Genomic DNA, 24,571 nt, shown 5'->3' with positions numbered 1-24,571 from the left:
GCACTACCGCACCCGGAATCCGCCGCCAGGGTCGACACCGACCGCGAGAGTGGGCGGCGGGGACAGGCCCTACTTGAGCTGCCCCGCGGTGAGGCCCGCCTGCACCTGACGCTGGAACGCCACATAGACCGCCAGCACCGGCAGCACCGCGATGCTCAGCCCGGCGAAGAGCCGGGCGTAGTCACCCGCGTAGCCCTGGCTCACCGACAGCGCGAAGAGCCCCTGCGCCAGCATCCACTTGGAGTCGTCGCCCTGCATCAGCACCTGCGGCAGCAGGAACTGGTTCCAGTGACTGAGGAAGTTGAAGATCGCGACGCTGATCAATCCCGGACGCGCCATCGGCAGCATCACCCGGAAGAAGAGCCGGAAGTGCCCACAGCCGTCGACCATGGCGGCCTCGGCCACGGCGGTCGGCAGGGTTCGGAAGAACGCGGTCAGGAAGAACACCGTGAACGGCAGCGAGTACGCCGCGTACACCAGGATGAGCCCTTTCCAGGTGCCGAAGAGGCCGGCGTTGCGGACCACGAAGAAGAGCGGCACCAGGGCGAGGAACACCGGGAACATCAGGCCGCCGACGAACAGGTAGTAGACGACCTGCCGGCCACGGAACTCGTAGCGGGCGAAGACGTACGCGGCGGTCGCGCCCATCAGCATGGTCAGGGTCACCGAGCCGGTGACCACCACCAGGCTGTTGAGGAAGTACCGGCCGATGTGCGCGCCCGTCCAGGCCCGCGCCCAGTTGTCCAGGTGCAACGTGGCGGGCAGCCCCCAGGGGTCGGCCAGGATCTCACCGTTCGACTTGAACGAGCTGACGAACATCCACAGCAGCGGCAGTACGGTCAGCAGGCCCCAGAGCAGCAGGAACCCGTGCGAGAGGGTGTTTCCGATGCCGAGTTCCCGGCGCACCGGGCGGTCCCGAGCGGCGACCGTCGTGGGCGTGGGGCTGGGCTTGGTGGGCTGATCAAGAGTGGTCACGAGTACTCGATCCGATCGCGCCGGCCGACCCGCAGCGACAGCACTGCCACGGTGAGGGTCAGGAAGAACATCACCACGCCGATCGCCGAGGCGTAGCCGAACTTGGTCTCGCTGCCGAAGGCGGTGTCGTACATCCGCACGCCGATCACGTCGGTGGAGAAGTTCGGGCCTCCGTTGGTCATCAACTGCACGAGGATGAACCCGTCCAGGGCGAAGATGGCCAGGTAGACCCAGGCCACCTGGATGGTGTCCCAGAGCAGGGGCAGGGTGACGCGGCGCAGCGTGGTGAAGCGGGACGCTCCGTCGAGCAGGACCGCCTCGTAGATCTCCCTCGGCACGGCGGACATCGCGGCCCCGAACAGCACCACGTAGAAGCCGACGTTGCTCCAGACCATCACCGCCAGCACGCACCAGAACGCGGTCGCGGGGTCGCCGAGCCAGGTCGGCGCGGGTAGCCCCACCGCGTGCATGACTCCGCTGAGCAGCCCCTGGTTGGGGTGGTACACCTCCTTCCACAGCAGCGCGATGATCACCACGGAGAGCACCTGCGGGAAGAAGTACACGGTGCGGTAGAGCGCTCCACCGCGTACCCCGGTCACGCCGGCACGGCCCTTGCGCCCACCGAGGGCGAGCATGCTGGCGAAGAAGAGCCCGAGCAGGATGGTCAGCACCGGCACCAGGCCCAGCAGGATCGCGTTGTTCTTCAGCGCGTTCCACACGTAGCCGTCGTGCCACAGCGTCCTGAAGTTCGCCAGGCCCACCGGGTTGGCCTCGGCGGAGTAGCCCAGCCAGTCGGTGGTGGAGATCTGGAACGCCTGCAGGTACGGCGAGACGACGAAGAACACGTACAGCAGCACCGGTGGCACCAGGAACACGACGATCAGCGGCCACTTGCCATGTCTCACGAGGAGGACCTCTTCCGTTGGGGTGCGGCCGGTGGGGTCGACAGTTCCCCCACCGGCCGGTCGGACCGTCAGACCGCTCGCTTGTACTTCTTGATCGAGCTGTCCTGGGCGATCGAGTCGGCACCCTTCTGGCACTGGTCCAGGAATTCCGCGGGGCTCGTCCGGCCGCTGAAGAACTCGCCGCACGCGGCGTCGACGAGGTTGCGTTCCAACTTGCGGTAGTAGTTGTTGTAGACCCAGTTGAAGCCGTTGACGCCGGACGCGTCGAGGGCCTTGACCACGCTGTTCAGCCCGTACGGCAGTTCGACGCCCTCGGTGGAGCCGGCGACCACGGTGAGGCTGGCGACCTTCCTCGTGAAGTCCTGGGCGCCCTTCCTGGACAGCATGGTCCGGAAGTACTCCAGGCCACCGGCGCGGTTGCGGGCCTTGGCGGGCACCATGAACGGTTCACCGGCGGTGCCCCGGATCGCCTCGAACGGCAACTTGTCACCACTGCCCAGGCTCGGCGTCGGCGCGATGGTCATGTTGAACCCGGCCGGCGTGACGTCCTTCTGCTCGCTCTCCAACCAGGAACCGCAGGAGATGAACGCCGCCTTGCCCTGACACCAGGCGGTCTGCGACTGCTTGTGATCCAAACCGGACGAGCCGTCCAGGATGTACCGGTCCTTGACGATCTGGTACCAGGCGTCAGCGGCGGTCCGCATCGAGTCGGACTTCCAGGCGTTCGGCTCCAGGTTGTCGATGGCGGTCGCGACCGACGGGCCGCCGAGCTTGATCGCGGTGGCGATCACCGGCCAGCTCATGTAACGCGGGTGCAGACCGGCGTACGTCCACGGGGCGATCCCGGCGGCCTTGATCTGCTTGCAGAGCGCGATGTGCTGGTCCCAGGTCTTCGCGTACTCCCAGGAGCGGTCGGCGAACAGCTTGTCGGAGTGCCAGATGCCGTAGGCGGTGTACGTGTAGTTCAGGACCAGGAAGGCGCCGTCGTAGGAGCCGACCTCGACAGCGCCGGGCAGCAGGGTGTCCCGGACCGTCTTGCCGGGGACGTCGAGGCTCGGCGCGTCGAGCAGCTCACCAAGGTCGGCGAGAGCGTTCTGGCTGACCAGGCCGTTGAAGTCGATCTGGCCCGCGCCGGAGTTGTTGACCACGTCCGGAGGGGTGCCGTCGACGAATCGGGGCTGGAGGGTCTTGCTGATCTCCTGAGTGGCGGTGTGCTTGACCTTCGCCTTCGGGTACTTCTCGGTGTACATGGCCTCGTGGGCCTTGGCGTACTCCTCGCCGAACCCGCCGCCGAAGATCACCACGTCGAGTGGGGCGTCCTCCTTCACGCCGAGCGGGTTCTCGGCGCTCTTGGTGCCCTGGTAGGTGTCGGCACCGCTCTTGTCACCACCGCCGCTGGTGGCGCAGCCGGCCAGCAGACCGGCGGCGGGGGTGGCCAGCACGCCGGCGGCAGCGGTACGCCGCAGGATGTCACGCCTGTTCATGGGGTCTCCTCGGGTCGGGTCGGGCGGGCCGCCGGTGTCAGGGGGAGGCGACCGCCGCGCGAGGCGCGTTGATTCTCTTCAGTTCATGCTCTGTTGCTGAAGAATTTCTACGACAGCCGGGCCCGGACTTCAAGTCCTGACTGCCGAACCGTTATCGCCACCAGCGGCCACCGAGGTGCCGACGCGCCCTCGCACGCCGGCCGGTCAGCCGCACCCCGGCCGGCCGCAAGCAGCGCGTCGACGCGCTCCGTACGTCCATCACCGCAATGGTCGTTATCGGACACCGCCGCGACCGTTCACGGGGACTCTCGTACCCCGTCCGCCCGCACGTCAGGGTCAACGGCCCGGACCGGTCGGCCAAGGCGCAACGGCAGGTGCAGCGCGGCGACGACCACCGCGAAGGCCGCCCAACCGGCGCCCAGCGCCACGGTCGAGGAGACGTCCTGGAGGTAGTGGTACGCGGTGAGGAAACCGACGAGCGCGAGGCTGTTGCGGGCGAAGTGCCGGCTGAACTCGACCAACTGACGGCGGGCCTCGACAGCGACCAGCACCCCCGAGTACGGGAAGGTCACCACCATGCCGCGCAGCACGGCACCGAGGAGGGTGGTCAGCACCGCCCCAACGAAGATCACCATCAGCTTGAGCAGCGCCGGCAGCCCGTCCCGGCGGGCGTCGGCGACGGGCCGCGCATCCACGGGGGCGGGTCGCGCGGGGGCACGTCGGCGCAGCGCCAGCAGTGCCGCCAGCCACAGCACGAGCGTGCCGGTGAGCGCCACCCCGAACGGAATGTCGACGGCCAGCAGGCCGGCGCTGAGCGCCACGTAGACGACGATCCCCGCCCCGTCGGCGAGCAGGATCGGCCACCGCAGCCGCTGATGGGTGAACGCCACGGTGACGAAGAAGAGGTTGAGCCCGAGGACGCCGACCACCTGCGCGCCCTCCACCCGGTGACCGCTGCTGACCAGGGCGAGAGTCATCGGCAGAGGCAGGCTGTAGACCAGCGCTCGGAGCCGGACCGAACGGATCAGGCTGACCGCCCAGACCACTGCCGTCACCAGCAGGACCCCACTCCACGTCACGGCGCACCCGCCTCCGCCCCGTCGGGGCCGTCAGTCCTGGAAGGTCGCGGCGCTCGCGCAGAGGTCGAACACACGGGTGAGCCGGGCGACGTCCGTCCGGTTGACGGAGAACTGGTTCTCGCCGATCTCACCGTGGGCGGTCATGCGGGCCTCCCAACAGCTCGACAGGTCCCACAGCGTCAGATTGACGTGCAGGTGAGGGCTGACCACGCCGAGGGGCAGGAGGCCCACCCGGGCTCCGGCCGCGCGCTGCTCCTCGACCAGGGCGGTCAGCTCGTCGGTCAGGTTGGCGTAGACGAAGACCCGGGTGACCTGGACGCCCCGTTGCAGGGCCTCCACGTTGGCCTCCCAGTAGCGCCGGCCGATCTCACTGCGCCACCAGCTCAGCTCCCCGCTGACCCGGGGCATCACGTTGGTCAGGCCGTCCAACCGGTGCAGGCAGGCACGCGTCGCGCCGGCCAGGTCCTCGTCCTCGTCGCCCCGCCGGATGATCCGCCCGTACGCGAGTTGCTCGGCCTCCAACCGGAACTGCTCGTAGCGCCGCTGCGCCTCCACCGCGACCCGGGTGCCCGCGTGCTGCTCGGTCGCGTCCCGGATGGCCCCGGCCAGCTCCGTCGTGGTCTGCGCGATCCAGGGCGGCCCCTCCAGCAGGGTGCGGAGGTGGAACCGGCGCTCCGCGCGGGCCAGCGAATCCACCAACAGCGAGATGGTGATGCCCATCAGACCGGCCAGCAGCGACTCCACACCGGAGGCGGCGTTGCTGAGGTCGAGCGCGATGCTGAGGGTGATCGACAGCGTGATGCCGACCAGGGCCACCGGGTCGGTGTGCGCCACCAGGCGGAGGAACCCGCCGGACGACGTGCCGCCTCGTCGGCGTGGATGGACCACGTCACGGGTCATCGAACTCCCCCAATCACCGGCTGCCACCAGCGTAAACACCGGCAACAACAGCCCGAGGTGGCGCACCGGTAGCATCCGGCGGGTGCACAGAGCGGACGCTTCCCCGACGGTCACCGAGCGGATCACGCAGGACGTCCGGGCCTGGGTCTGCTCCACCGCGCTGCGCGGTCTGGTCCGCCACTTCGGCGGCGACTGGCCCGCCGGCGATCTGGCCGAGGTGCTGCGGTTCCTGGACGACTTCTCCGCCCGACACTGGGATTTCCGGGGCGGTCGGGAACGACCCGACGCTCGCGAGCCCGACCTCGATCCCGCCACCACGGCCCTGGTCCTCGACACGGCCGCCGCGCTCGGGCTGATCCACCCGGCGCCGCCGGCCCGCCCGGCGTACGCCCACCTGGTGGTGCTCGGCGGCCTGGCGCACGCGTGTGTCCGCCGCGTCGGGTACGCCGCGCACCTGCTCCGCGCCGGCCTCACGGTGACCGGCGAGGTCGCCGTGTTGGGCAGCTTCCGGCCGCTGTCGGACGCAGAACGCCGGATCCTGGCCGACGCGGGCCTGCCCGCCGACGCCACCGAGGTCGACGTGCTGGACACCGCCGTCCGGCGGGTGTTCGAGGTGGCTGGCCCGGCCGAGCAGGCCGGCGTCGACGCCGGTCACCCGCACCACTCCTGGTCGTCGCGGACCTACCGACCGGCAGGCCTCCCACCGGTGCGGGTGCTGGCCGCGCCGTCCAGCGAACCGGACCGCCGCCGGGCGCACACCGCCGACACGCAACGCTTCTGGGCCGGGCACGTCCGACTCGCCCCGGGCGACGAGGTGCTGACGGTCACCGCGCCGATCTACGTGCCGTTCCAGCACTGCGACGCGCTGCGCACCCTGGCCGTGCCCTACGGCTGCGACATCGAAACGGTCGGGGTGGACCCGGCGGTGGCGGACCTGGCCGTCCTACCCGAGCAGACGCTCACCCCGGGCCGTTACCTCCAGGAGATCCGCTCGGCGATCCGCTCGATGCGTGCCCTGCACAGCGGGCTGCGATCCGACTGAGGCATCAGCCGGCCGGATCGGCTCGCCTGGCTCAGCCGGCCGTGTCGGCGACCGCCTGGGCGAAGACCTCGGAGCGGTGCTCGAAGTTGCGGAACCGGCCGTAGCTGGGCGCGGCCGGCGACAGCAGCACCACCCCGCCGACCGGGGTCACCTCCCGGGACAGCCGTACCGCGTCCACCAGGTCGTCGACCACCTCGGTCCGTACCTTCGGCAGGTTGGCGAGCGCCTCGACGATGCGTACGCCGCTGTCCGGGATCCCGATCACGGTCAGCTCCCGCTCGGCCAGGTGCTCGGCCAACGGCGTGTAGTCCAGCCCTCGGTCGTTGCCTCCGACGATCACCGTCAACGGCCGCCCGTCGTACGCGTCGATCGCGTGCATCGCCGCGTACGGGCTGGTGGCGAGCGTGTCGTCGACGAAGGTCAGCCCGGACGGGTCGGTGATCTCGGTGAGCCGGTGGGCCAACCCCTGGAACTCGGCGACCGCGATGGCGAGGTGGTCCTTGCCGGCCACCACGTCGACGCCGAGCGCGTCGAGGACGGCGAGCGCGACGCACAGGTTGCCCTCGTTGTGCCGGCCGACCAGCGGGAGCACGGCACGCGGGAAGAGTGGCTGGTCACCGAGGTGGAACCACGGAGTGCCGTCGGCGCCGGTGGCGACGTGGGTGCTGTCGGGGCGACCTGCCCGTACCGCCGGCATCTCCCCCAACTCGGCGGCGAGCCTCGGGTCGCCACCGTTGACGACGATCGTCTGCGGGTCGTGGGCGAGCAGGTTCAGCTTGTCCCGGTAGTACTCCCGCTCCCCACCGTGCGCGTCCAGGTGTTCGGGGAAGAGCGCGGTGACCACCGCCACCCGCGGCGAGTCGGCGAGATCGCTGCACTGGTAGCTGGACAGCTCCAGCACGTACAGCTCCGCCTCGGGCAGGTCCAGGGTCGGCACCCCGATGTTGCCACCGAAGACGTTCGGCCGGCCCATCGCGGTGAGCAGGTGACTGATCAGGCTGGAGGTGGTGCTCTTGCCCTTGCTGCCGGTGACCCCGACGGTGCGGGCCGCGTGGTCGGCCATCCACAGCGCGGTGCCCTGGGTCACCATGACCCCGCGTCGACGCAGTTCGACGAGCCACGGGTGGGTCTGGGGCACGCCCGGGGAGCGGACCACCACGTCCGCGGCGGCCAGCCGTTCGAAGCCCGCCTCGCCGGTCACCAGCGGCGCCGCCTCGGCCAGCGGGCCTTCCCAGGGCAGCGACAGGAAGTTCGCGCTGTCGTCGACGGCGACCAGGTCGGCCGGGCCGTGGGCGGCGATCGCGGTCACAGCGGCCCGACCCTCCCGACCGGCGCCCCAGACGGCGACGGTACGTCCGCGCAGGTCAGACAGGCGCACGGGGTTCTCCTCGGGGGTTACGGTGGCGGCGGGGCAGGCCCGGTCCGGACACGGCCGGACGAACCAGGGCCTAGTATGGCGTGTGCCTAACGAGCAGCTACGGCGGATGGACGCCTTCACCTTTCCGTCCTACTCGATCGACTTCGCCACCGGCGAGGTGTTGTTCGACTACGCCCTGACCGGTCCGGCCGGTGAGCAGCGGTTCACCGAGGTGATCACCCTTCCGCTGCCGGCGGAGCCGCCCTCGGACGAGACCGTGGCGACCCTCAACCGGGTGCTGGAGGTGCTGCACCTCGTCGCCGGCGTCAGCTACTACAAGGCCGCAGCGCCGCCCCGGCTGGTGTTGCCGGCGCCGCTGGGCGCGGCCGTCGTCGACTACGTCACGGCCATCTACACCAAGGGCCTCGCCGAGTACGCGTACCGCAACCAGCTGCCGCACGTGCTCCAGCTGCGCCCGGAGGTGCCGGCCGGCTCGCCGGAGCCGCCCCGGGTGTACGACGACTCCGACCGTCGCCCGCTCTCGGCGGTGGGTGGTGGCAAGGACTCGATCGTCAGCCTGGAGGCGCTGCGTCGCGCCGAACTGGACCCGGTGCCGTTCTCGGTCAACCCGAACCACGTGATCGTGGCGGTCAACGAGGCGTCCGGGCTGACCCCGCTGGCCGCCCGGCGGCGGATCGACCCGGTGTTGTTCGACCTGAACAAGGCCGGCGCGCTGAACGGGCACATCCCGGTCACGGCGATCAACTCGCTGATCGCGGTGGCCACCGCCGTGCTGCACGGGCTGGGCCCGGTGGTGATGTCCAACGAGCGTTCGGCGTCCGACCCGAACCTGGTCTGGGACGGCCACGAGATCAACCACCAGTGGTCCAAGGGCGTCGAGGCGGAAGGGCTGCTGCGGTCGGCGCTGGCCGAGCACGCCGGCCTGACCGACCCGTACTTCTCGCTGCTGCGGTCGCTGTCGGAGCTGCACATCGCCCGGCTGTTCGCCGAGACCACCCGGTACGACGACGTGGTGACCAGTTGCAACGCCGCGTTCAAGCTGCACGACGCGAGCGAGCGCTGGTGCCGCGACTGCCCGAAGTGCCGTTTCGTCTTCCTGGCCATGGCGCCGTTCATGTCGCGGGAGCGGGTCACGCACATCTTCGGCGGTGACCTGCTCGCCGACCCGGAGCAGATCCCCGGCTACCGGGAGCTGCTGGGCGTGGACGGGCACAAGCCGTTCGAGTGCGTGGGCGAGGTCGAGGAGTCGGTGGTGGCCCTCGGCCTGCTCGCCGAGCAGGACCAGTGGCGCGACGCCCCGGTGATCCGCGCCCTGGTGGAGGCCGTCCCCGCAACAGCCTGGTCCGCGGTCGCGTCGACTGACGTCTTCACCCCCGGCGGCCCCCACCACATCCCCCCGACCTACGCAAAAACCCTGAACCTCTAACCCCCACCGTGGTGATCAAGAGGTTTGCGTCAGAAATCGCGCTTCTGGTGACGCAAACCTCTTGATCACCACGAGAAGGCCGGGGTCAGGGGGTGCGGACTGCTTCTAGGGCCAGCAGGGCCACGTGGAGGGAGAGGCTGGCCTCTACCGAATCCAGGTCGACGTCGAGGATGCGGGCGATGCGGGCCAGGCGTTCGTAGAACGCGGGGCGGGACAGGTGGGCGGCGGCGGCGCCGGCGGTCTTGTTGCGGCCCTGTTCGAGGTACGCGCGCAGGGTGTCGAGCAACTGCTCCCGGGGGTGCCGGGCGTCGTACTCCAACAGTGCGCCGAGTTCACGTTCCACGAAGGTCTGCAGGCGGGGCTCGTCGCGCAGCAGGTGCAGCAGCCCGGCCAGTCCGACGTGCGGTAGACGGAAGACCGGCAGGTCCCGCCGGTCCCGGCGGGCGGCTTCGGCGATCTGCCGTGCCTCGACCAGCGAGCGTCGGGCCTCCCGCACGCTCGCCACCCCGGAACCGGCGGCCACGATCACCGCGCCCGCCCCGACACCCCGGGCCGGATCGGCACCGGATGCCGCCCGGCCCGTGCCGGAGTCGAGGCGTACCCGACGGAGTGCGGTGGCGAACGCGGACAGCGCGCGGTCCTCGGCGGCCGGGTCGGTCAGAGCCAGCAGCACGCCCACCGAGTTGTCGTCGACCGCGCTGGTCAGCGCGGTCAGCTTCGCCTCCCGCAGCGCCTGACCGACCGCCTCGGAGAGGTCCCGCAGCCGGGCCTGCCCCGCCTCCGGGCCGTTCTCCCCGACCAGGTCCTCGGCCCGGTGTCGGACCATCACTCCGACCAGGTGCCGACGGTCGAGCACCACACCGAGCGCCTTGGCCCGCAGCGCGACCTCGTCCACCGGCCGGGAGTGGTCGAGCAGCGCGGTGAGCAGGGTGCGGTGGATCTGCCGTTCCAGCCCTTCGGCGTCGCGGCGGATCAGCCGACCCAACGCGAGGGTGGACGCGGCCCGTTCGAGGAGGATGGTGAGCCGGGTGGGCGGGCCGGCGGTCGGCTCGCCGGCCTGGGCGCTGGGAACGTCGCCGCTGGCCGGCCAGCGCAGCAGCAGCCGCCCCCAGTCCTGACCCCGCGCGCCGACGGCGGTGACCAGCCAACCGCTGTCCCTGTCGTACGCGGTACGCCCGGCCAGGGGGATCCGCCGGGAGTGTTGCTCCCAGCCGTCGAGCAGCAGTTCGGCGCTCTCGCCCGCCGGGTCGTACCCGAGCACCTGCCGGGAGAGGTTCTCCAGGACCACCGGGCACCCGGACAGTTCGGCGGCCTGTCGGATGACCTCGGCGGTGTCGGCGCCCTCGACGGACAGGTCGTTGAAGCGCTGGTGGATCTCCTCGGTGGCGCGCAGCTCGGTGAGCTGCGCGTCGACGATCAGCGCGTGCACCGCCTCGGTGATCCGCACGAACGGGGTGGCCCGACGCAGCTCCACCAGGGGAAGCCCGCGCCGCTCGGCGGCGGCGACCATCACCCGGGGCACCCCGGTGAGGTAGCGGCGGCCCAGCTCGACGACGAGTCCGGAGACGCCGACGTCGGCGAGGTCGCCGATGAACGCGCGCAGCCCCGCGTCGTCGCCGGGAAGGCCGATGCCGGTGGTGAGCACCAGCTCGCCGCCGCCCAGCAGGGTGGCGATGTCCGGCACCTCGGCGATGTGTATCCACCGGACCGGCCGGTCCAGCTCCGCGTCTCCGGCGACCACGCGCGGCGCGCCGTGGCGGACGGGGTCCAGGGCGAGGACCTCACGGACGGTAGGGAACACGGCCGCCACGCTACCGTCCGTGACGCCGGATCTCGAAACAGCGGCCGGCGACGCGAGCCGGGGCGGCGGCGTGGGCTGCCCCGGCTCGGCGGCGTGGTGGGACGAACTCAGTCGACGCCGAACTCCATCGCGGCGCGGTCGAGCGCCTCGTCCTCGGCGGAGGCGACACCCCGGGAGGCGATGGCTTCCGCGCCGCCCTCCGGCATCGCGCCGATCAGCCCGGTCGAGGCCGCCTGCGCGGCGCCGATCACCCGCTGCGGGGCCGCGCCGCCGACCATGCCCAGGGAGGCGTACTGCTCCAGCTTCGCCCGCGAGTCGGCGATGTCCAGGTTGCGCATGGTGAGCTGGCCGATCCGGTCGGACGGGCCGAACGCCGAGTCCTCGGTGCGTTCCATGGACAGCTTGTCGGGGTGGTAGCTGAACGCGGGACCGGTGGTGTCCAGGATCGAGTAGTCCTCACCCCGGCGCAGCCGCATCGTCACCTCGCCGGTGACGGCGGTGCCGACCCAGCGCTGCAACGACTCGCGCAGCATCAGCGCCTGCGGGTCCAGCCAGCGACCCTCGTACATGAGTCGGCCGAGACGGCGACCCTCGTTGTGGTAGTTGGCCAGGGTGTCCTCGTTGTGGATGGCGTTGACCAGCCGCTCGTACGCGTAGTGCAGCAGCGCCATGCCGGGCGCCTCGTAGATGCCCCGGCTCTTGGCCTCGATGATCCGGTTCTCGATCTGGTCGGACATGCCCAGGCCGTGCCGGCCGCCGATGGCGTTGGCCTCCAGCACCAGGTCGACGGCGCTGCCGAACTCCTTGCCGTTGATCGTCACCGGGCGGCCCTGGTCGAAGCCGATGGTGACGTCCTCGGTCGGGATCTCCACCGCCGGGTCCCAGAAACGGACACCCATGATCGGGTTGACCGTCTCGATGCCGGTGTCGAGGTGCTCCAGGGTCTTCGCCTCGTGCGTGGCGCCCCAGATGTTGGCGTCGGTGGAGTAGGCCTTCTCGGTGCTGTCCCGGTAGGGCAGGCCGCGCTCCTGCAGCCACTCCGACATCTCCTTACGGCCACCCAGTTCGGTGACGAAGGCGGTGTCGAGCCACGGCTTGTAGATCCGCAGCATCGGGTTGGCCAGCAGGCCGTACCGGTAGAACCGCTCGATGTCGTTGCCCTTGAACGTCGAGCCGTCGCCCCAGATCTGGACGTCGTCGGAGATCATCGCCCGCACCAGCAGCGTTCCGGTGACGGCGCGGCCCAGCGGGGTCGTGTTGAAGTACGCCCGCCCGCCGGAACGGATGTGGAACGCGCCGCAGGTCAGCGCCGCGAGGCCCTCCTCGACCAGGGCGGCGCGGCAGTCGACCAGGCGGCCCAACTCGGCACCGTAGCTGAGCGCGCGACCGGGCACCGACGCGATGTCGGGCTCGTCGTACTGGCCGATGTCGGCGGTGTAGGCGCAGGGAATCGCGCCCTTGTCGCGCATCCACGCGACAGCTACAGAGGTGTCGAGGCCGCCGGAGAAGGCGATGCCGACACGTTCGCCGGTGGGCAGGGAGGTGAGAACCTTGGACACGGGGAAAATTATGCAATAGAACGCATGGCCATGCAAGTCGAAGGGGTTACTCGCTGTCGCTCGGCGCGTCGTCGCGGCCCAACTCCCAGAACGCCACCGCCGCCGCGGCGGCCACGTTCAACGAGTCCACCCCGCGCCGCATCGGGAGGACCACCCGCACGTCGCTGGCCGCCTGAGCCGCCGCGGTCAGACCGGGCCCCTCGGCCCCGAGCAGCAACGCCGCCCGCTCGCGCTGCGCCGGGGTCAACCGCTGCATGGGTACGGCGTCCGGCGCGGGCGTCATGGCGAGCACCGTGAAGCCCGCCTCGCGCACCTGGTCCAGGCCCGCCGGCCAGCGATCGAGCTTGGCGTACGGCACCGCGAACACCTCCCCCATGCTGACCCGCACACTGCGCCGGTACAGCGGGTCCGCGCAGGTCGGCGACAGCAGCACCGCGTCGACGCCGAGCGCGGCGGCACCCCGGAAGATCGCCCCGAGGTTGGTGTGGTTGTTGACGTCCTCCAGGATCACGATCCGGCGCGCGGCGGCGAGCACCTCGGCCGCCGTCGGCAGCGACCGGCGGTGGAACGACGCCAACACCCCACGGTGTACGTGGAAACCGGTGGCCTGTTGCAACACGTCGGGCGTGGCGGCGTAGACCGGCGCGTCGCCGGTGTCCAGGTCGGCGAGCTGGTCGATCCGCTTGGCGTCGACGAGGTACGACCGGGCCGGGTAGCCCGCGCGCAGCGCCCGGCGCAGCACCAGCTCCCCCTCGGCGATGAACAGTCCGTGCGGCGGTTCCCAGCGGGTGCGCAGCTCGACGTCGGTGAGCGCTCGGTAGTCGGCGATCCGGTCGTCGTCAGGGTCGGTGATCTGGTGGACGGGCACCCGACGATTCTGCCGGACGCCGAGACCCGCACTCCGACACCTCTCAGGTGCGTTGTTTTGTCCGGATAAGAAGGGGAATGACCGGCGCAGTAGTGATCCGACGGGAAGGACCAGTCAGGTGAGCACCGACCAGACGGCACCACACCAACCGGGCGCTCTGCCCCGGCACCCGACGGTCGCCGACCACATCGTGTCGCGACTGTTCAGCTGGGGTGTGCACCGCTACTTCGGCTACCCCGGCGACGGCATCAACGGCATGACCTCCGCCCTGCAGCGCACCAGCGAGCGCGCCCAGTTCATCCAGGTACGCCACGAGGAGACCGCCGGTTTCGCCGCCTCCGCCCACGTCAAGTACGGTGGCGGGCCACTCGGCTGCGCCCTGGTCACCAGCGGACCCGGTGCGATCCACCTGCTCAACGGCCTGTACGACGCGAAACTCGACCACCAGCCCGTGATCGCCCTGGTCGGACACACCGCGACCACCGCCGAGGGTGGCGGCTACTACCAGGAGGTCGACCTGCTCGCCCTCTACAAGGACGTGGCAGCGGCGTTCCTGGCCCAGCTCGACCACCCCGCGCAGGTCCGGCACCTGGTCGACCGCGCGTGCCGCACGGCGCTGGCCCGACGCACCGTCACCGCCCTCATCCTTCCCCTCGACATCCAGGACGAGCCGGCAGTCGTGGACCCGCCGCACGCGCACGGCTACTACCAGACCAGCAACGCGCCGAGCAGCACGCCGACAGTGCCGCCGGAGGCGGACGTACGCCGGGCCGCCGAGGTGCTGCGCGGCGGGCAACGGGTGGCGATGCTGGTCGGGCAGGGCGCGCTCGGCGCGCGTGACGAGGTCCGCGAGATCGCCGACCGGCTCGGTGCCGGGGTGGCCACTGCCCTGCTCGGCTTCACCGCTGTCGACCACCGCGAGCCGTGGGTGACCGGCGCGATCGGGCTGCTCGGCACCCGACCCAGCTGGCAGCTCATGAGCGACTGCGACCGGCTGCTGATCGTGGGCAGCAACATGCCGTACTCGGAGTTCTACCCGAAACCCGGGCAGGCCCGCGCGGTGCAGATCGACCTGGACGGCACCCAGCTCGGGCTGCGGTACCCGACCGAGGTGAACCTCACCGGCGACGCCCGACCCACAGTGCGGGCACTGCTGAACGAGCTGGGCCCCGGCCCCGCACCGACCGCCTGGCGGGTGGAGATCGCCGAGGCGACCTCGGCCTGGCGTCGGGTGCAACGCGACCTTGCCGAGCAGTCCGCCGACCCGGTCAACCCGCAGTTGCTCTTCCACACCCTCAACGAACGGCTGCCCGACGACGTGCTGCTCGCCGTCGACTGCGGCACCACCACCGCCTGGTACGCCCGGCACATCCAGGTCCGTCCCGGGATGCTGGCCAGCCTGTCCGGCACGCTGCTGTCCATGGGCGGCGCCATGCCGTACGCGCTGAGCGCCAAGTTCGCCCACCCGGACCGGCCGCTGGTGGCGATGATCGGCGACGGGGCGATGCAGATGAACGGGGTCAACGAGCTGATCACCGTGGCCAAGTACTGGCGTAGCTGGGCCGACCCCCGGTTCGTGGTGCTGGTGCTCAACAACCGGGACCTGGCGTTCGTCAGCTGGGAACAACGCTCCACCGAGGGGACGCCGATGTTCCCGGACAGCCAGCAGCTACCGGACATCGCCTACCACCAGTGGGCGGAGGTGCTCGGGCTGCGCGGCGAGCTGGTCGACTCACCGGAGCAGGTGCCCGGCGTGTGGGACCGGGCGCTGTCCGCCGACCGGCCGGTGGTGATCAACGCCCTGGTCGACCCGGCCGAGTTGATGCTCCCGCCGCACTTCACCGCCGAGCAGGCCCGCAAGACCGCGGCGGCGGTGCTGCGGGGCGACACCGACTGGGCCGGAATCATCCGCCGCGGCCTACCGGCCACCCTGGCCAGCTACCGCCCCCGCCGCCGCGACCGCTAACCCGCCCCCGCCCCACCCCCGCCCCCCGCCCCCGCCACCCCCCGCCCCCCAGGCCGTCGATCATGGAGTTGTGGTGGTGGATGAAGGCCGCAATTAGGTGCACGACGGGCACCACAAGTCCATGATCGACGGGGCGGGGCGGCGGGGGCGGGGGCGGGGCGGGGCGGCGTGGGCGGGGCGGGGTGGGGCGGGGCGGGGTGGGGCGGGGTGGGGCGGCGTGGGCGGCGGCGTGGGTGGGGCGGCGTGGGTGGGGCGGGGCGGGGCGGGGTGGGGGGTGGGGTTAGCCTCGGCGGTTCAGCCAGCGTTCCAGCGGGGACAGGCGGTCCTCGTCCTGGTTCTGCGGGGTCTGCGGGACCGTCGGCCGCTCGACCGGGCGGTGGGGGTCGCCGGCCAGCTTCTTGCTGGGCGCTGCGAACGCCTTCTCCGGCTGGCCCTTGACGGCGGTGGCGATGACCCGGGCGACCGCGTCGATCACCTTGGTCTGCACCGCGGAACCCACCGAGTCGGCCGGGTCGTCCGGGTTGGCGGCGATGCCGGCCACCGCGACCTGCGGGGTGAAACCGACGAACGTCTCGGTGGAGTTCTGCTCCGAGCTGCCCGTCTTACCCGCCACCGGCCGGCCGTCGAGGATGCCGTTCACACCGGTGGCGGTGCCACCGTTGCACTGCCCGAACGCGGACTGCTGACCCACCGGGCAGCGAGCGGCGTCGGTCGCGGCCCGGGCGACGTCGGGGTAGAGGACCCGCTTGCAGGACGGCTGACCGACCGGCACCGTCGCACCGCTCGCGTCCTTCACCGATACCACCGGCACCGGGGTGCAGTAGGTGCCCTCGGCGGCCACCGTGGCGTACGCGTTGGCCAGGTCCAGCGGGGTGGTGGCGGCTACGCCGAGGGTGAACGAACCCCAGTTCGCGGCGTTGTTCTTCGCGAAGGCCGCGTCCGAGTCGGCGCGGAGGGTGATGCCCAGCCGCTGCGCCATCTCGACCACCTTGTCCTGGCCGACCTGCTCGGCCAACCAGACGAAGTAGGTGTTCACCGAGCGGCCGAAGCCGTCCCACATCATCCGGTACCCGTCCATCCAGTCCGGGTTGGCGTTCGCCGGGCACCAGCGGCCGTCGCAACTGCCCGGGCCCTCGGCGGCGTACCGGGTGGGCAGCTTGGCCGGCGCGTCGAAGCCGGTGGAGAGGGTACGGCCCGACTCCAACGCGGCGAGCATGGTGAACAGCTTGAACGTCGAACCCGCCTGGTACCCGTCGACGCTGGCCCCACCGGAGATCAACGGGTTCACGGTGTTCGGGTGGTTCGCCTGCCCGGCCGGGTTGTCGGCCAGGCTGTAGTGCCGGTTGACCGCCATCGCCAGCACCTGTCCGGTGCCCGGCTGGACCGCCGCGATCGGCAGGGCGCGCTTGTTGTCGTACCCGTACACCTTGGTGGCCTGCTGCTGCGCGGTGGCCTGGATCTTCGGGTCCAGCGTGGTGATCACGGTGTAGCCGCCCGAGCGCAGGGCCTGCTCGCGCTCCGCGACGGTGGCGCCGAACGCCGGCTGGCTCCGCCACCACTGCCGCAGGTAGTCGCAGAAGAATCCCCAGTCGTCGTGACCCTGGGCGACAGCCGTGCAGCCGTTGGGCTGGGCGGTCGGGTGCAGGGTCAGCGGCTCCGTCTTGGCCTGGGCGGCCTGCGCCGCGGTGATCGCGTTGGTGGCGACCATCGAGTCCAGTACGTACGACCGGCGGGCCAGCGCCTCGTTCTTGTCCCCGTCGATCGGGCTGTACGCGTCCGGGGACTGCACCAGGCCGGCGAGCAGGGCCGACTCGGCGAGGGTCAGCTGTGCCGGCGGTTTGCCGAAGTACCGCTGGCTGGCCGCCGCGATCCCGTACGCGCCGGAGCCGAAGTAGGCGATGTTCAGGTACCGGTCGAGGATCTCGTCCTTGCCGAGGTTCTTGTCCAACGCGCTCGCGTACCTGATCTCCTGGATCTTGCGGCCGACGGTGGGGTCGGTGGCGGCGGCGCGCTCCTCGGCGGTGCGGGTGGGGTCGGTCTTGAGCACGTTGCGGACGTACTGCATGGTCAGCGTCGAGCCGCCCTGCTCGGTGCCGCCGCCCTTGACGTTGGCCACCAGCGCCCGGGCGAGGCCGCGCAGGTCAGCGCCACCGTGGTCGTAGAAGCGCCGATCCTCGGCCGCCACGATCGCCTGCCGCATCACCGGGGCGATGTCCGCCAACGGGACGTCGGTACGGTTCACGTCGTAGAACGTGGTGAGCAGCGTCTTGCCGTCGTTGGCGTAGAGGTACGAGCGCTGCGGGGTGGCCGGGGTCTTCAGCGATGCCGGCAACGCGGCGTACGAACCGAGGGCGGCACGGGCGCTGAGCCCGAGCAGCAGGTTGCCCGGGAGCGCGGCGACGGCCAGGACGAGCCCGGCCAGCACGCCGGCGAGCAGCACGGTGAACAGCCGCGACAGCGGCGAGCGGGAGGCGGCCATGCTCCCCAGCATTGCCACAAAAACCGCTAACCGACCAGCCGAGCAGAACGATTGTCAGCAACTTCACGGCCCCCCACCAGCCAATCCCCAACGCCCCCACCCTCAGCTCGGTGATCAAGAGGTTCGCGTCAGATGAGGGCCGATTCTTGACGCAAACCTCTTGATCACCGGGGACAGGTCAGGGGGACCGGTCAGGGGGACCGGTCAGGGGGCCGGGGTGCTCAGGCTGGCGCTGGCGGCGTCTCGTGCGGTTTCGCGGGGCATCAGGCGGCCGGAGCGGTAGCCGATGCCGATGCCGGCGATCAGCACGAAGATCGCGCCGAACGTCTGGAGCGAACCGATCAGGGCGCCACCGAGGCCGAGAAGCGGAGCAGCGATGATCAACATGATGCCGTCGCCGAGGCTGAACGTGCCCGAGCGGGCTACCGCCCACCCGGTGAGGAACCAGCCCACGCTGTAGAAGGTCGCCCCGAGCAGGACCAGCGAGCGTGCGGTGGTGCCGAAGACCGGTGTCTGCTCGGCGAGCCCGGCGAAGGGCAGCATCAGCACCGTACCGGCGATGCTGACCAGCAGCCCGGCAGCCGCCACCCGGCGGCTGCGGGTCGCGGCGAGCAGCCCGGCGAGGGCCAGCAGCGCGAGCAGGCCGAGCCACACCGCGGCCACCCAACCGATCAGGTACACCGCCCGGCCGTCGGCCGGATAGGGGTCGTTGCCCACCCCGCCGTCGCTGGCCATCGCCACCGCGCCGTAGAGGATGGCGTACGCGGGCAGCAGCCACACGGCGGCGCGCGCGAACTTCCGCACCGACCAGGCCCAACTGGCGTTCGTGGCCGGAGCGCCCGGGGTCGGCTCGCCGACGAAGGGCAGTACGCCGAAACCGCCACCGGTGCGGCGGGACCCCAGCGGGGCGACCGGGTCGTGCGCGCCCCGCACCCGGGCCGAGGACCACATCCGATTCGCCGGATCCTTCATGCGTCACCTCGCTCGTCCACGAGCGGTGCGAGACGCGCCGGGGCGCCCCGATTGCCTGGTCACCACCCGTCCTAGGACCGATCGTGGCAGGCGTCGGAGCGCCCCATGAGCATTTCTCGTATTAACGCCGGATTGCCGGCCTGTGTACCAGGATCAGCCGCGCTCACGCTCGTCGGCCGGGTCCTCGACCAGACTCAGCGGAGACACCGGCTCCGGTGCCGGCAGCCCCTGCGGCTTGCTTGCGCCGGTGGCCTGCGCCTCGGCGACGCGTACCTCGTCGTGGATCTGCTGGGCCGCCGCGGCTGCGGCCTCGGCGGCCTCCGCGGCCTCGCGCTCCACCTGGCTCGCGTGGTCCGCGGCCTCCGGCGCCGGCAGGTCCCCCACCATCTGGCTCAACCCACCGAGGGCACCGCCCATCCCCTCCAGGGCCTTGGTCAGCTCGGCCGGGACGATCCAGACCTTGTTGGCGCTGCCCTGGGCGATCTGCGGAAGGGCCTGGAGGTACTGGTAGGCGAGCACCTTCTGGCTCGGGTTCGCCTGGTGGATCGCGTCGAAGACCGTGCGGATCGCCTTCGCCTGACCCTCGGCCTGCAGGATGCGGGCCTGCCGGTCACCGTCGGCCCGCAGCACCGCCGACTGCTTCTCACCCTCGGCGGTGAGGATCTGCGACTGCTTGTGCCCCTCGGCGGTCAGGATCGCCGCGCGGCGGTCCCGCTCGGCGCGCATCTGCTTCTCCATGGAGTCGCGGATGCTGGCCGGCGGCTCGATCGCCTTGATCTCCACACGGGTCACCTTGATGCCCCAGCGGCCGGTGGTCTCGTCCAGCACCCCGGACAGGTGCCGGTTGATCTCGTCGCGGCTGGTCAGCGCCCGCTCCAGGTCCAGCGAACCGATCACGTTACGCAGCGTGGTGACGGTGAGCTGCTCGATGGCCTGCAGGAAGCTGGAGATCTCGTAGGTCGCGCGAACCGAGTCGACCACCTTGAAGTAGAGGACCGTGTCGATCGAGACCACCAGGTTGTCCGAGGTGATCACCGGCTGCGGCGGGAAGCTGACCACCTGCTCCCGCATGTCGACCTTGGTACGAACCGCGTCGATGAACGGCACCAGCAGGTTGAGGCCGGGGCTGAGGGTGCGCTTGTACTTACCGAGCCGTTCCACCACGTCCTGGCGCTGCTGCGGCACGATCCGCACCGCCTTCGCCAGCGTTATCACGGCGATCAACGCCACCGCGATGATCAGCACCCCAATGACTGTCATCCCGTTCACCCTCTCGCTTCCGGCAGCTCGCCGGGGGAAGAAACATCGTCCTGCCACACCAGGGCGGTCGCGCCCCGGACCTTTATCACCCGAACCCGTTGGCCGGGGTCGTGAACCTGCGTCGTGTCGTACGACCGGGCGGTCCACAGCTCGCCGTCGATCTTGACGAGACCGTGCTCGGCGTCCACCCGTTCCAGCACCAACGCCGTGGAGCCCTCGATCGCCTCCACGCCGAACGGCTGCTCGCCGCTGTCCAGCGCGGAACGTTGGTGCCGCCGGATGACCGGCCGGGCCACCACCAGGCTCAACGCCGACACCACAGCGAAGACCAGCGCCTGCACCGCCACCGGCGCGCCCAGAGCGGCAGCCCCGGCGGCGGCGAACGCACCGACCCCGAACATGATCAGAAATAGCGTCGTCGTGAAGATCTCGGCGACCGCCAGCAACACACCCAATACGATCCACACCACCGCGTCCACCCCACGATCGTGACACGCACATGCACGCGCGGCCTCCCCGCGAAGATCAGTAGGCTCGGCGGGGCCCTCTCTGACCGTGATCCGGGCGCCCGACCCCGAGGAGACACCGTTGTCACTGCTGCCCGAGACCGCCCGACAGATCGACGACCAGGTCGCCCAGGCACAGCGCGACGGGCACGCCCCGTCGCTGGTGGTGGGCGTCGTCCGCGACGGCACCCTGACGCACGTGGCCACCGCCGGCGAGCACCCCCGCCCGGACGTCGACCTGCAGTACCGGCTGGGCTCGATCAGCAAGACGATGACCGCGACCCTGATCATGCAGCTGCGCGACGCCGGCCGGCTCGCCCTCGACGACCCGCTGGAGAGGCACCTACCGGGCACCGGCCTCGGCACGCTCACCGTGCGCCAACTCCTCGGGCACGCCAGCGGCCTGCAACGCGAACCCGACGGCGACTGGTGGGAGCGGACCGAAGGCGTCGACCTGCCCACCCTGCTCGCCGGGGTCACCGCCGACAAGATCGCTTACCCGCCGCACGCCACGTACCACTACTCCAACCTGGCGTACGGTCTGCTCGGCGGAGTGCTCGAAGCGCTCACCGGAACTCCCTGGGTCGACCTGCTCGCCCAGCGGATCCTCACTCCGCTGGGCATGGGTCGCACCACGTACGACGCGACCGAGCCGTACGCGCGCGGCTACGTCGTCCACCCCTGGCACGACACCCTGCGCGAGGAGCCGCGCACCGACACCGGCGCGATGGCCCCCGCCGGGCAACTCTGGTCCACGATCGAGGACCTGGGCCGGTGGGCCGCGTTCCTGGCCGACCCCGACCCGTCGGTGCTGGCCGCCGACACACTGACCGAGATGTGCTCCCCCGTCGTCATCAGCGACCACGAGGCCTGGACCCACGGGCACGGCCTCGGCCTGGAGCTGTTCCGGGAAGGCAACCGGGTGTACGTCGGACACGGCGGATCGATGCCCGGCTACGGCGCCTCGCTGGCCGTGCACCGGCCCAGCCGTACCGCAGTGGTCGGCCTGGTCAACGCGTACACCCTGCGCAACGTGCACCTCGGCGCGCTCGGACGGCGGCTGCTCACGATGGTGGTGGACACCGAACCCGCGCCGGTCGCCCCGTGGCGGCCGGCCACCACCCCGCCGCCCGCCGAACTCGCCGAGCTGACCGGCCGCTGGTGGTGGATGGGCACCACCATCGAGGTGTACGCGGACGCCGACGGCGATCTGCGCGCCGGCCCGGTCGGCGCACCGAACCTCCACTTCGTCGCCGAGGGCCCCGACCGCTGGCGTGGACGAGCCGGTGGACAGGACGGCGAGATCCTCACCGTGCGCCGCGACGAGCAGGGCCGGGCGGTCGCGCTGGACATCGCCACCTTCGTCTACACCCGCACCCCCGACCAGGAGCCCTGAGCACGAGCCGCCCTGGCCCGCGCCTCGCCCGCGTCCACCCCGATCCGAACCACGCCCGACCCACCGCGCCCCGGCCCGACCCGCCCTGGCCCGACCCGCCGCGCCTTGCTCTGGCGCGCCTTGCCCTGGCGCGCCTTGCCCTGGCGCGCCTTGCCCTGGCGCGCCTTGCCCTGGCGCGCCTTGCCCTGGCGCGCCTTGCCTGCAAGATCCGCACAACATCAGGGACGTTGCTGCCTCCGCGCGCGATGAGACAGCAACATCAGGGCGGGCGAGCGGGCGGCGGGAGGCGGGCGGCGGCGGCGGGCGGCGGCGGGGCGGGGCGGGGCGGGGCGGTGGGTCAGGCTGGTTCGGTGACGAAGTCGATGAGGCGTTCCATGGCGTTGATCAGTGGGGTCTCCACGTCGGCGAAGCTGTTCACCCGGGACAGGATGTGCCGCCACATGTCGGCTGGCTCGGCCACCCCGAGGGCCGCGCAGACCCCCTCCTTCCACGGTCGTCCCGGCGGCACCACCGGCCACGCCGCGATGCCCAGCGCCGTCGGCTTGACCGCTTGCCAGATGTCCACGTAGGGATGGCCGGTCACCAGCACGTACGGCGAGGTCACCCGGGCCACGATGCGGCTCTCCTTGCTGCCCGGCACCAGGTGGTCGACGAGGACGCCGAGTCGTCGGGTCGGGGCGGGGCCGAAGTCGCGTACGTCGGCGTCGAGGGCGTCGATGCCGTCCAGCGGCTCCACGACGACGCCCTCGATGCGCAGGTCGTCGCCCCAGATGCGCTCGACCAGCGCGGCGTCGTGGATGCCCTCCACCCAGATCCGGCTCGCCTTGGCGACCTGCGCCCAGACGTTGTCCACCGCCACCGAGCCGGACGCCGTGCGTCGACGGGCCGCCGGCACCGGCGCGCGGGCGGGCCGGCGCAGGGTGACCGGGCGACCGTCCAGCAGGAACGCCGCGGGTAGCAACGGAAAGTTGCGCCGTTTGCCGTGCCGGTCCTCCAACACGACCGCGCCGGCCTCGAAGCCGATCACCGCGCCGCAGAACCCCGAGTCGGCGTCCTCGACCACGAGGTCCGGTTCGGCGTCCACCTCGGGGGTGACCTTCCGTCGCCGCCAGTCCCCCGCCAACACGTCTTCGCCGTATCGCCCCGCCATGTCGATCACGCTAACTCCCCGACCTCCACCCCACCTCCCGACACACCGCCCCCAGCTTCCCCACCACACCCGACCCCGCGAGCCCTGGCCTCGTCGATCATGGAGTTGTGGTGCCCCACAAACCCCCGCAAGAGCCGAGTATCGCCCACCACAACTCCATGATCGACGCAAACGGGGGGCGGACGGCGGGGCGGGCAGGGGCCGGGGCCGGGGCGGGGAGCGGGGCCGGGGCGGGGGCGCGGGGCGGGGGCGGGGGGCGGGGCGGGGGCGCGGGGCCCGGGGTGGGGAATGGGGTGAAGGGAGCAGTTCGGGGCAGGGCGGGCGGCCCGAGCGGCAGTCGAGACAGGGCCGGTGGTGACCACGTACCCTTTCGGCATGTCCACCCCCGCAACGGGCGCGGCCACACTCGCGCCGCGCCGGTCGAGCCGGTTCGTTGCCTGGGTGCGCGCGTGGCGCGCCGGGTTGGTGCCGTACGACGAAGTCGCCGACGCCATCGCCGGCGACGAGGAGCACCTCGTCGCGGACGCCCCCGGCACCTGGACCGACGTCCCGCTGGGCGCCGCGCTGCCCACCCTGGCCAAGCTCTCCCCGGACGAGATCCGCCTGGTGCTGCCCGCGCCCGGTGACCCTCGGGGCTTGCCCGGGCCCGGCGACTTCGCCGGTGCGGCGCTGGTCGCGGGCGAGGCGGTGGTGGCCGGCGGGCTCGGGTTGATCCCGGAGGTCCGCTCGCACACCTCCGGTTCGGGGGACTGCTTCGAGACGGTGCTGTGGCGGGTGTACCCGCTGCCCGCCAACGCCCCCGCCGCGTCACTCTCGTTGCCCGGCGCCGCCGAGGCGGAGGCCGAGCTGGCCGCCGCGCTCGCCGAGACGACCGCCGCGTTGACCCGCCTCGACGTGGCCCAGTGGCGGCCCGAGCTGGCCGGCGCGCTGGCCGCGCTGCGCCGCCCCGACGGCGCGACCGACCTGCCGCCGGGCTTCGACCCGCGGGCCCGTCGGCTCTTCGCCCGGGCTGCGGTGCTCGACCGGGTGCTCGCGCTGGCCGGGCACGCCGCCCCCGGTGGTGCGATCAACAACTACGAGGCCCAGCAACGCGACGCCGCGTTGCGTCCGCTCACCGCGGCCTGCCGGCAGGCGCTGGTGGCAGCCTGCAACGCCCCACTCCGCCCCTGACCGGTCACCCGCGCGGGCCGCTTGCCGAGCACCGTACCGGCGTTCGCCGGGGTGACGCTCCGGGTCGACGGCCGGTTGCTCGCGAGCGACACACCTCAGAGGTATTTATATTGACTCAGAGGTATATCGCTCGAAGGCGTCAACCGTCGCGGACCGCAGCTCCACCGGCAGATTCGTGCGGTACGCCCGTGTTCACGGCGGCGATCGGACCCAGCACGAGTGCGGCGGCCCCGGCGCACCACACCGCCGACGGGC

19 protein-coding genes are annotated in these 24,571 nt (G+C 71.5%); 5 read left to right on the top strand and 14 right to left on the bottom strand.

The window, feature by feature from the left end; translation table 11 throughout:
- Positions 1–69 precede the first annotated feature (69 nt).
- The 5 genes from GA0070612_RS16110 to GA0070612_RS16090 form a co-directional block, all read right to left on the bottom strand.
- Positions 70–975, bottom strand: coding sequence for a carbohydrate ABC transporter permease (locus GA0070612_RS16110; protein ID WP_088988635.1), 906 nt, complete (start codon positions 973–975; stop codon positions 70–72).
- Complete coding sequence (locus GA0070612_RS16105) at positions 972–1,880, bottom strand: carbohydrate ABC transporter permease (protein WP_088988634.1); 909 nt, start codon at positions 1,878–1,880, stop codon at positions 972–974. The genes GA0070612_RS16110 and GA0070612_RS16105 overlap by 4 nt, the downstream gene beginning before the upstream one ends.
- A gap of 68 nt (positions 1,881–1,948) precedes the next feature.
- A complete protein-coding gene (gene ngcE, locus GA0070612_RS16100; protein ID WP_088988633.1) occupies positions 1,949–3,364 on the bottom strand; it encodes an N-acetylglucosamine/diacetylchitobiose ABC transporter substrate-binding protein in 1,416 nt (471 codons plus the stop codon).
- Positions 3,365–3,660: 296 nt separating this feature from the next.
- Positions 3,661–4,443: a hypothetical protein gene (locus tag GA0070612_RS16095; protein WP_088988632.1), complete on the bottom strand. Its 783-nt coding sequence runs from the start codon at positions 4,441–4,443 to the stop codon at positions 3,661–3,663.
- Between the two features lie 30 nt (positions 4,444–4,473).
- Positions 4,474–5,343: a hypothetical protein gene (locus GA0070612_RS16090; protein ID WP_157742490.1), complete on the bottom strand. Its 870-nt coding sequence runs from the start codon at positions 5,341–5,343 to the stop codon at positions 4,474–4,476.
- Between the two features lie 82 nt (positions 5,344–5,425).
- On the opposite strand from GA0070612_RS16090, the gene GA0070612_RS16085 reads away from it, so the two are divergent.
- Positions 5,426–6,385 (top strand): hypothetical protein, encoded by a 960-nt coding sequence (locus GA0070612_RS16085; protein WP_088988630.1) that lies wholly within the window; start codon positions 5,426–5,428, stop codon positions 6,383–6,385.
- A gap of 31 nt (positions 6,386–6,416) precedes the next feature.
- Here GA0070612_RS16085 and murD read toward each other — a convergent pair whose 3' ends face one another.
- The gene (gene murD / locus GA0070612_RS16080; RefSeq protein WP_088988629.1) at positions 6,417–7,763 is read right to left on the bottom strand and encodes a UDP-N-acetylmuramoyl-L-alanine--D-glutamate ligase; all 1,347 of its coding nucleotides are present in this window, start codon (positions 7,761–7,763) and stop codon (positions 6,417–6,419) included.
- A gap of 82 nt (positions 7,764–7,845) precedes the next feature.
- Between murD and GA0070612_RS16075 the strand changes: the two genes are divergently transcribed.
- Positions 7,846–9,189, top strand: coding sequence for a hypothetical protein (locus GA0070612_RS16075; protein ID WP_088988628.1), 1,344 nt, complete (start codon positions 7,846–7,848; stop codon positions 9,187–9,189).
- Positions 9,190–9,274: 85 nt separating this feature from the next.
- Here GA0070612_RS16075 and GA0070612_RS16070 read toward each other — a convergent pair whose 3' ends face one another.
- The 3 genes from GA0070612_RS16070 to GA0070612_RS16060 form a co-directional block, all read right to left on the bottom strand.
- A complete protein-coding gene (locus GA0070612_RS16070) occupies positions 9,275–10,990 on the bottom strand; it encodes a PucR family transcriptional regulator (protein ID WP_456299243.1) in 1,716 nt (571 codons plus the stop codon).
- Positions 10,991–11,097: 107 nt separating this feature from the next.
- Positions 11,098–12,549 carry an argininosuccinate synthase gene (argG, locus tag GA0070612_RS16065; RefSeq protein ID WP_088988626.1) on the bottom strand — a complete coding sequence of 484 codons (1,452 nt, stop codon included), beginning with the start codon at positions 12,547–12,549 and terminating at the stop codon, positions 11,098–11,100.
- Positions 12,550–12,595: 46 nt separating this feature from the next.
- Positions 12,596–13,507 carry a TrmH family RNA methyltransferase gene (locus GA0070612_RS16060; RefSeq protein ID WP_408630571.1) on the bottom strand — a complete coding sequence of 304 codons (912 nt, stop codon included), beginning with the start codon at positions 13,505–13,507 and terminating at the stop codon, positions 12,596–12,598.
- A 28-nt stretch (positions 13,508–13,535) separates the two neighbouring features.
- Here GA0070612_RS16060 and GA0070612_RS16055 point away from each other — a divergent pair, with 28 nt between their 5' ends.
- Positions 13,536–15,383: a thiamine pyrophosphate-requiring protein gene (locus GA0070612_RS16055; RefSeq protein WP_088988624.1), complete on the top strand. Its 1,848-nt coding sequence runs from the start codon at positions 13,536–13,538 to the stop codon at positions 15,381–15,383.
- Between the two features lie 280 nt (positions 15,384–15,663).
- Here GA0070612_RS16055 and GA0070612_RS16050 read toward each other — a convergent pair whose 3' ends face one another.
- From GA0070612_RS16050 to GA0070612_RS16035, 4 genes are all read right to left on the bottom strand, one after another.
- A complete protein-coding gene (locus tag GA0070612_RS16050) occupies positions 15,664–17,862 on the bottom strand; it encodes a transglycosylase domain-containing protein (RefSeq protein ID WP_231924578.1) in 2,199 nt (732 codons plus the stop codon).
- Between the two features lie 204 nt (positions 17,863–18,066).
- Positions 18,067–18,834: a hypothetical protein gene (locus GA0070612_RS16045; RefSeq protein ID WP_088988622.1), complete on the bottom strand. Its 768-nt coding sequence runs from the start codon at positions 18,832–18,834 to the stop codon at positions 18,067–18,069.
- A gap of 153 nt (positions 18,835–18,987) precedes the next feature.
- Positions 18,988–20,094 carry an SPFH domain-containing protein gene (locus GA0070612_RS16040; RefSeq protein WP_088991543.1) on the bottom strand — a complete coding sequence of 369 codons (1,107 nt, stop codon included), beginning with the start codon at positions 20,092–20,094 and terminating at the stop codon, positions 18,988–18,990.
- 5 nt (positions 20,095–20,099) lie between these two features.
- Positions 20,100–20,573, bottom strand: coding sequence for an NfeD family protein (locus GA0070612_RS16035; protein WP_088988621.1), 474 nt, complete (start codon positions 20,571–20,573; stop codon positions 20,100–20,102).
- A 109-nt stretch (positions 20,574–20,682) separates the two neighbouring features.
- Here GA0070612_RS16035 and GA0070612_RS16030 point away from each other — a divergent pair, with 109 nt between their 5' ends.
- Positions 20,683–21,996: a serine hydrolase domain-containing protein gene (locus tag GA0070612_RS16030; RefSeq protein ID WP_088991542.1), complete on the top strand. Its 1,314-nt coding sequence runs from the start codon at positions 20,683–20,685 to the stop codon at positions 21,994–21,996.
- 337 nt (positions 21,997–22,333) lie between these two features.
- On the opposite strand, the gene GA0070612_RS16025 is transcribed toward GA0070612_RS16030, so the two are convergent.
- Positions 22,334–23,146 (bottom strand): DUF3097 domain-containing protein, encoded by an 813-nt coding sequence (locus tag GA0070612_RS16025; RefSeq protein WP_088991541.1) that lies wholly within the window; start codon positions 23,144–23,146, stop codon positions 22,334–22,336.
- Between the two features lie 375 nt (positions 23,147–23,521).
- Between GA0070612_RS16025 and GA0070612_RS16015 the strand changes: the two genes are divergently transcribed.
- Positions 23,522–24,316, top strand: coding sequence for a hypothetical protein (locus GA0070612_RS16015; RefSeq protein WP_088991540.1), 795 nt, complete (start codon positions 23,522–23,524; stop codon positions 24,314–24,316).
- The last annotated feature ends 255 nt before the right edge of the window (positions 24,317–24,571 follow it).

The sequence above is a fragment of the Micromonospora chokoriensis genome (assembly GCF_900091505.1).
Classification (GTDB): Bacteria; Actinomycetota; Actinomycetes; order Mycobacteriales; family Micromonosporaceae; genus Micromonospora; species Micromonospora chokoriensis.
The sequence above is the reverse complement of the archived record's forward strand: the minus strand, read 5'-3'. Positions and strand labels throughout refer to the sequence as shown.

Coding starts and splice junctions, on each gene's coding strand:
- GA0070612_RS16045 (WP_088988622.1), bottom strand. CDS start 18,834: ATGAAGGATCCGGCGAATCGGATGTGGTCCTCGGCCCGGGTGCGGGGC.
- GA0070612_RS16040 (WP_088991543.1), bottom strand. CDS start 20,094: ATGACAGTCATTGGGGTGCTGATCATCGCGGTGGCGTTGATCGCCGTG.
- GA0070612_RS16050 (WP_231924578.1), bottom strand. CDS start 17,862: ATGGCCGCCTCCCGCTCGCCGCTGTCGCGGCTGTTCACCGTGCTGCTC.
- GA0070612_RS16090 (WP_157742490.1), bottom strand. CDS start 5,343: ATGACCCGTGACGTGGTCCATCCACGCCGACGAGGCGGCACGTCGTCC.
- ngcE (WP_088988633.1), bottom strand. CDS start 3,364: ATGAACAGGCGTGACATCCTGCGGCGTACCGCTGCCGCCGGCGTGCTG.
- GA0070612_RS16025 (WP_088991541.1), bottom strand. CDS start 23,146: ATGGCGGGGCGATACGGCGAAGACGTGTTGGCGGGGGACTGGCGGCGA.
- GA0070612_RS16015 (WP_088991540.1), top strand. CDS start 23,522: ATGTCCACCCCCGCAACGGGCGCGGCCACACTCGCGCCGCGCCGGTCG.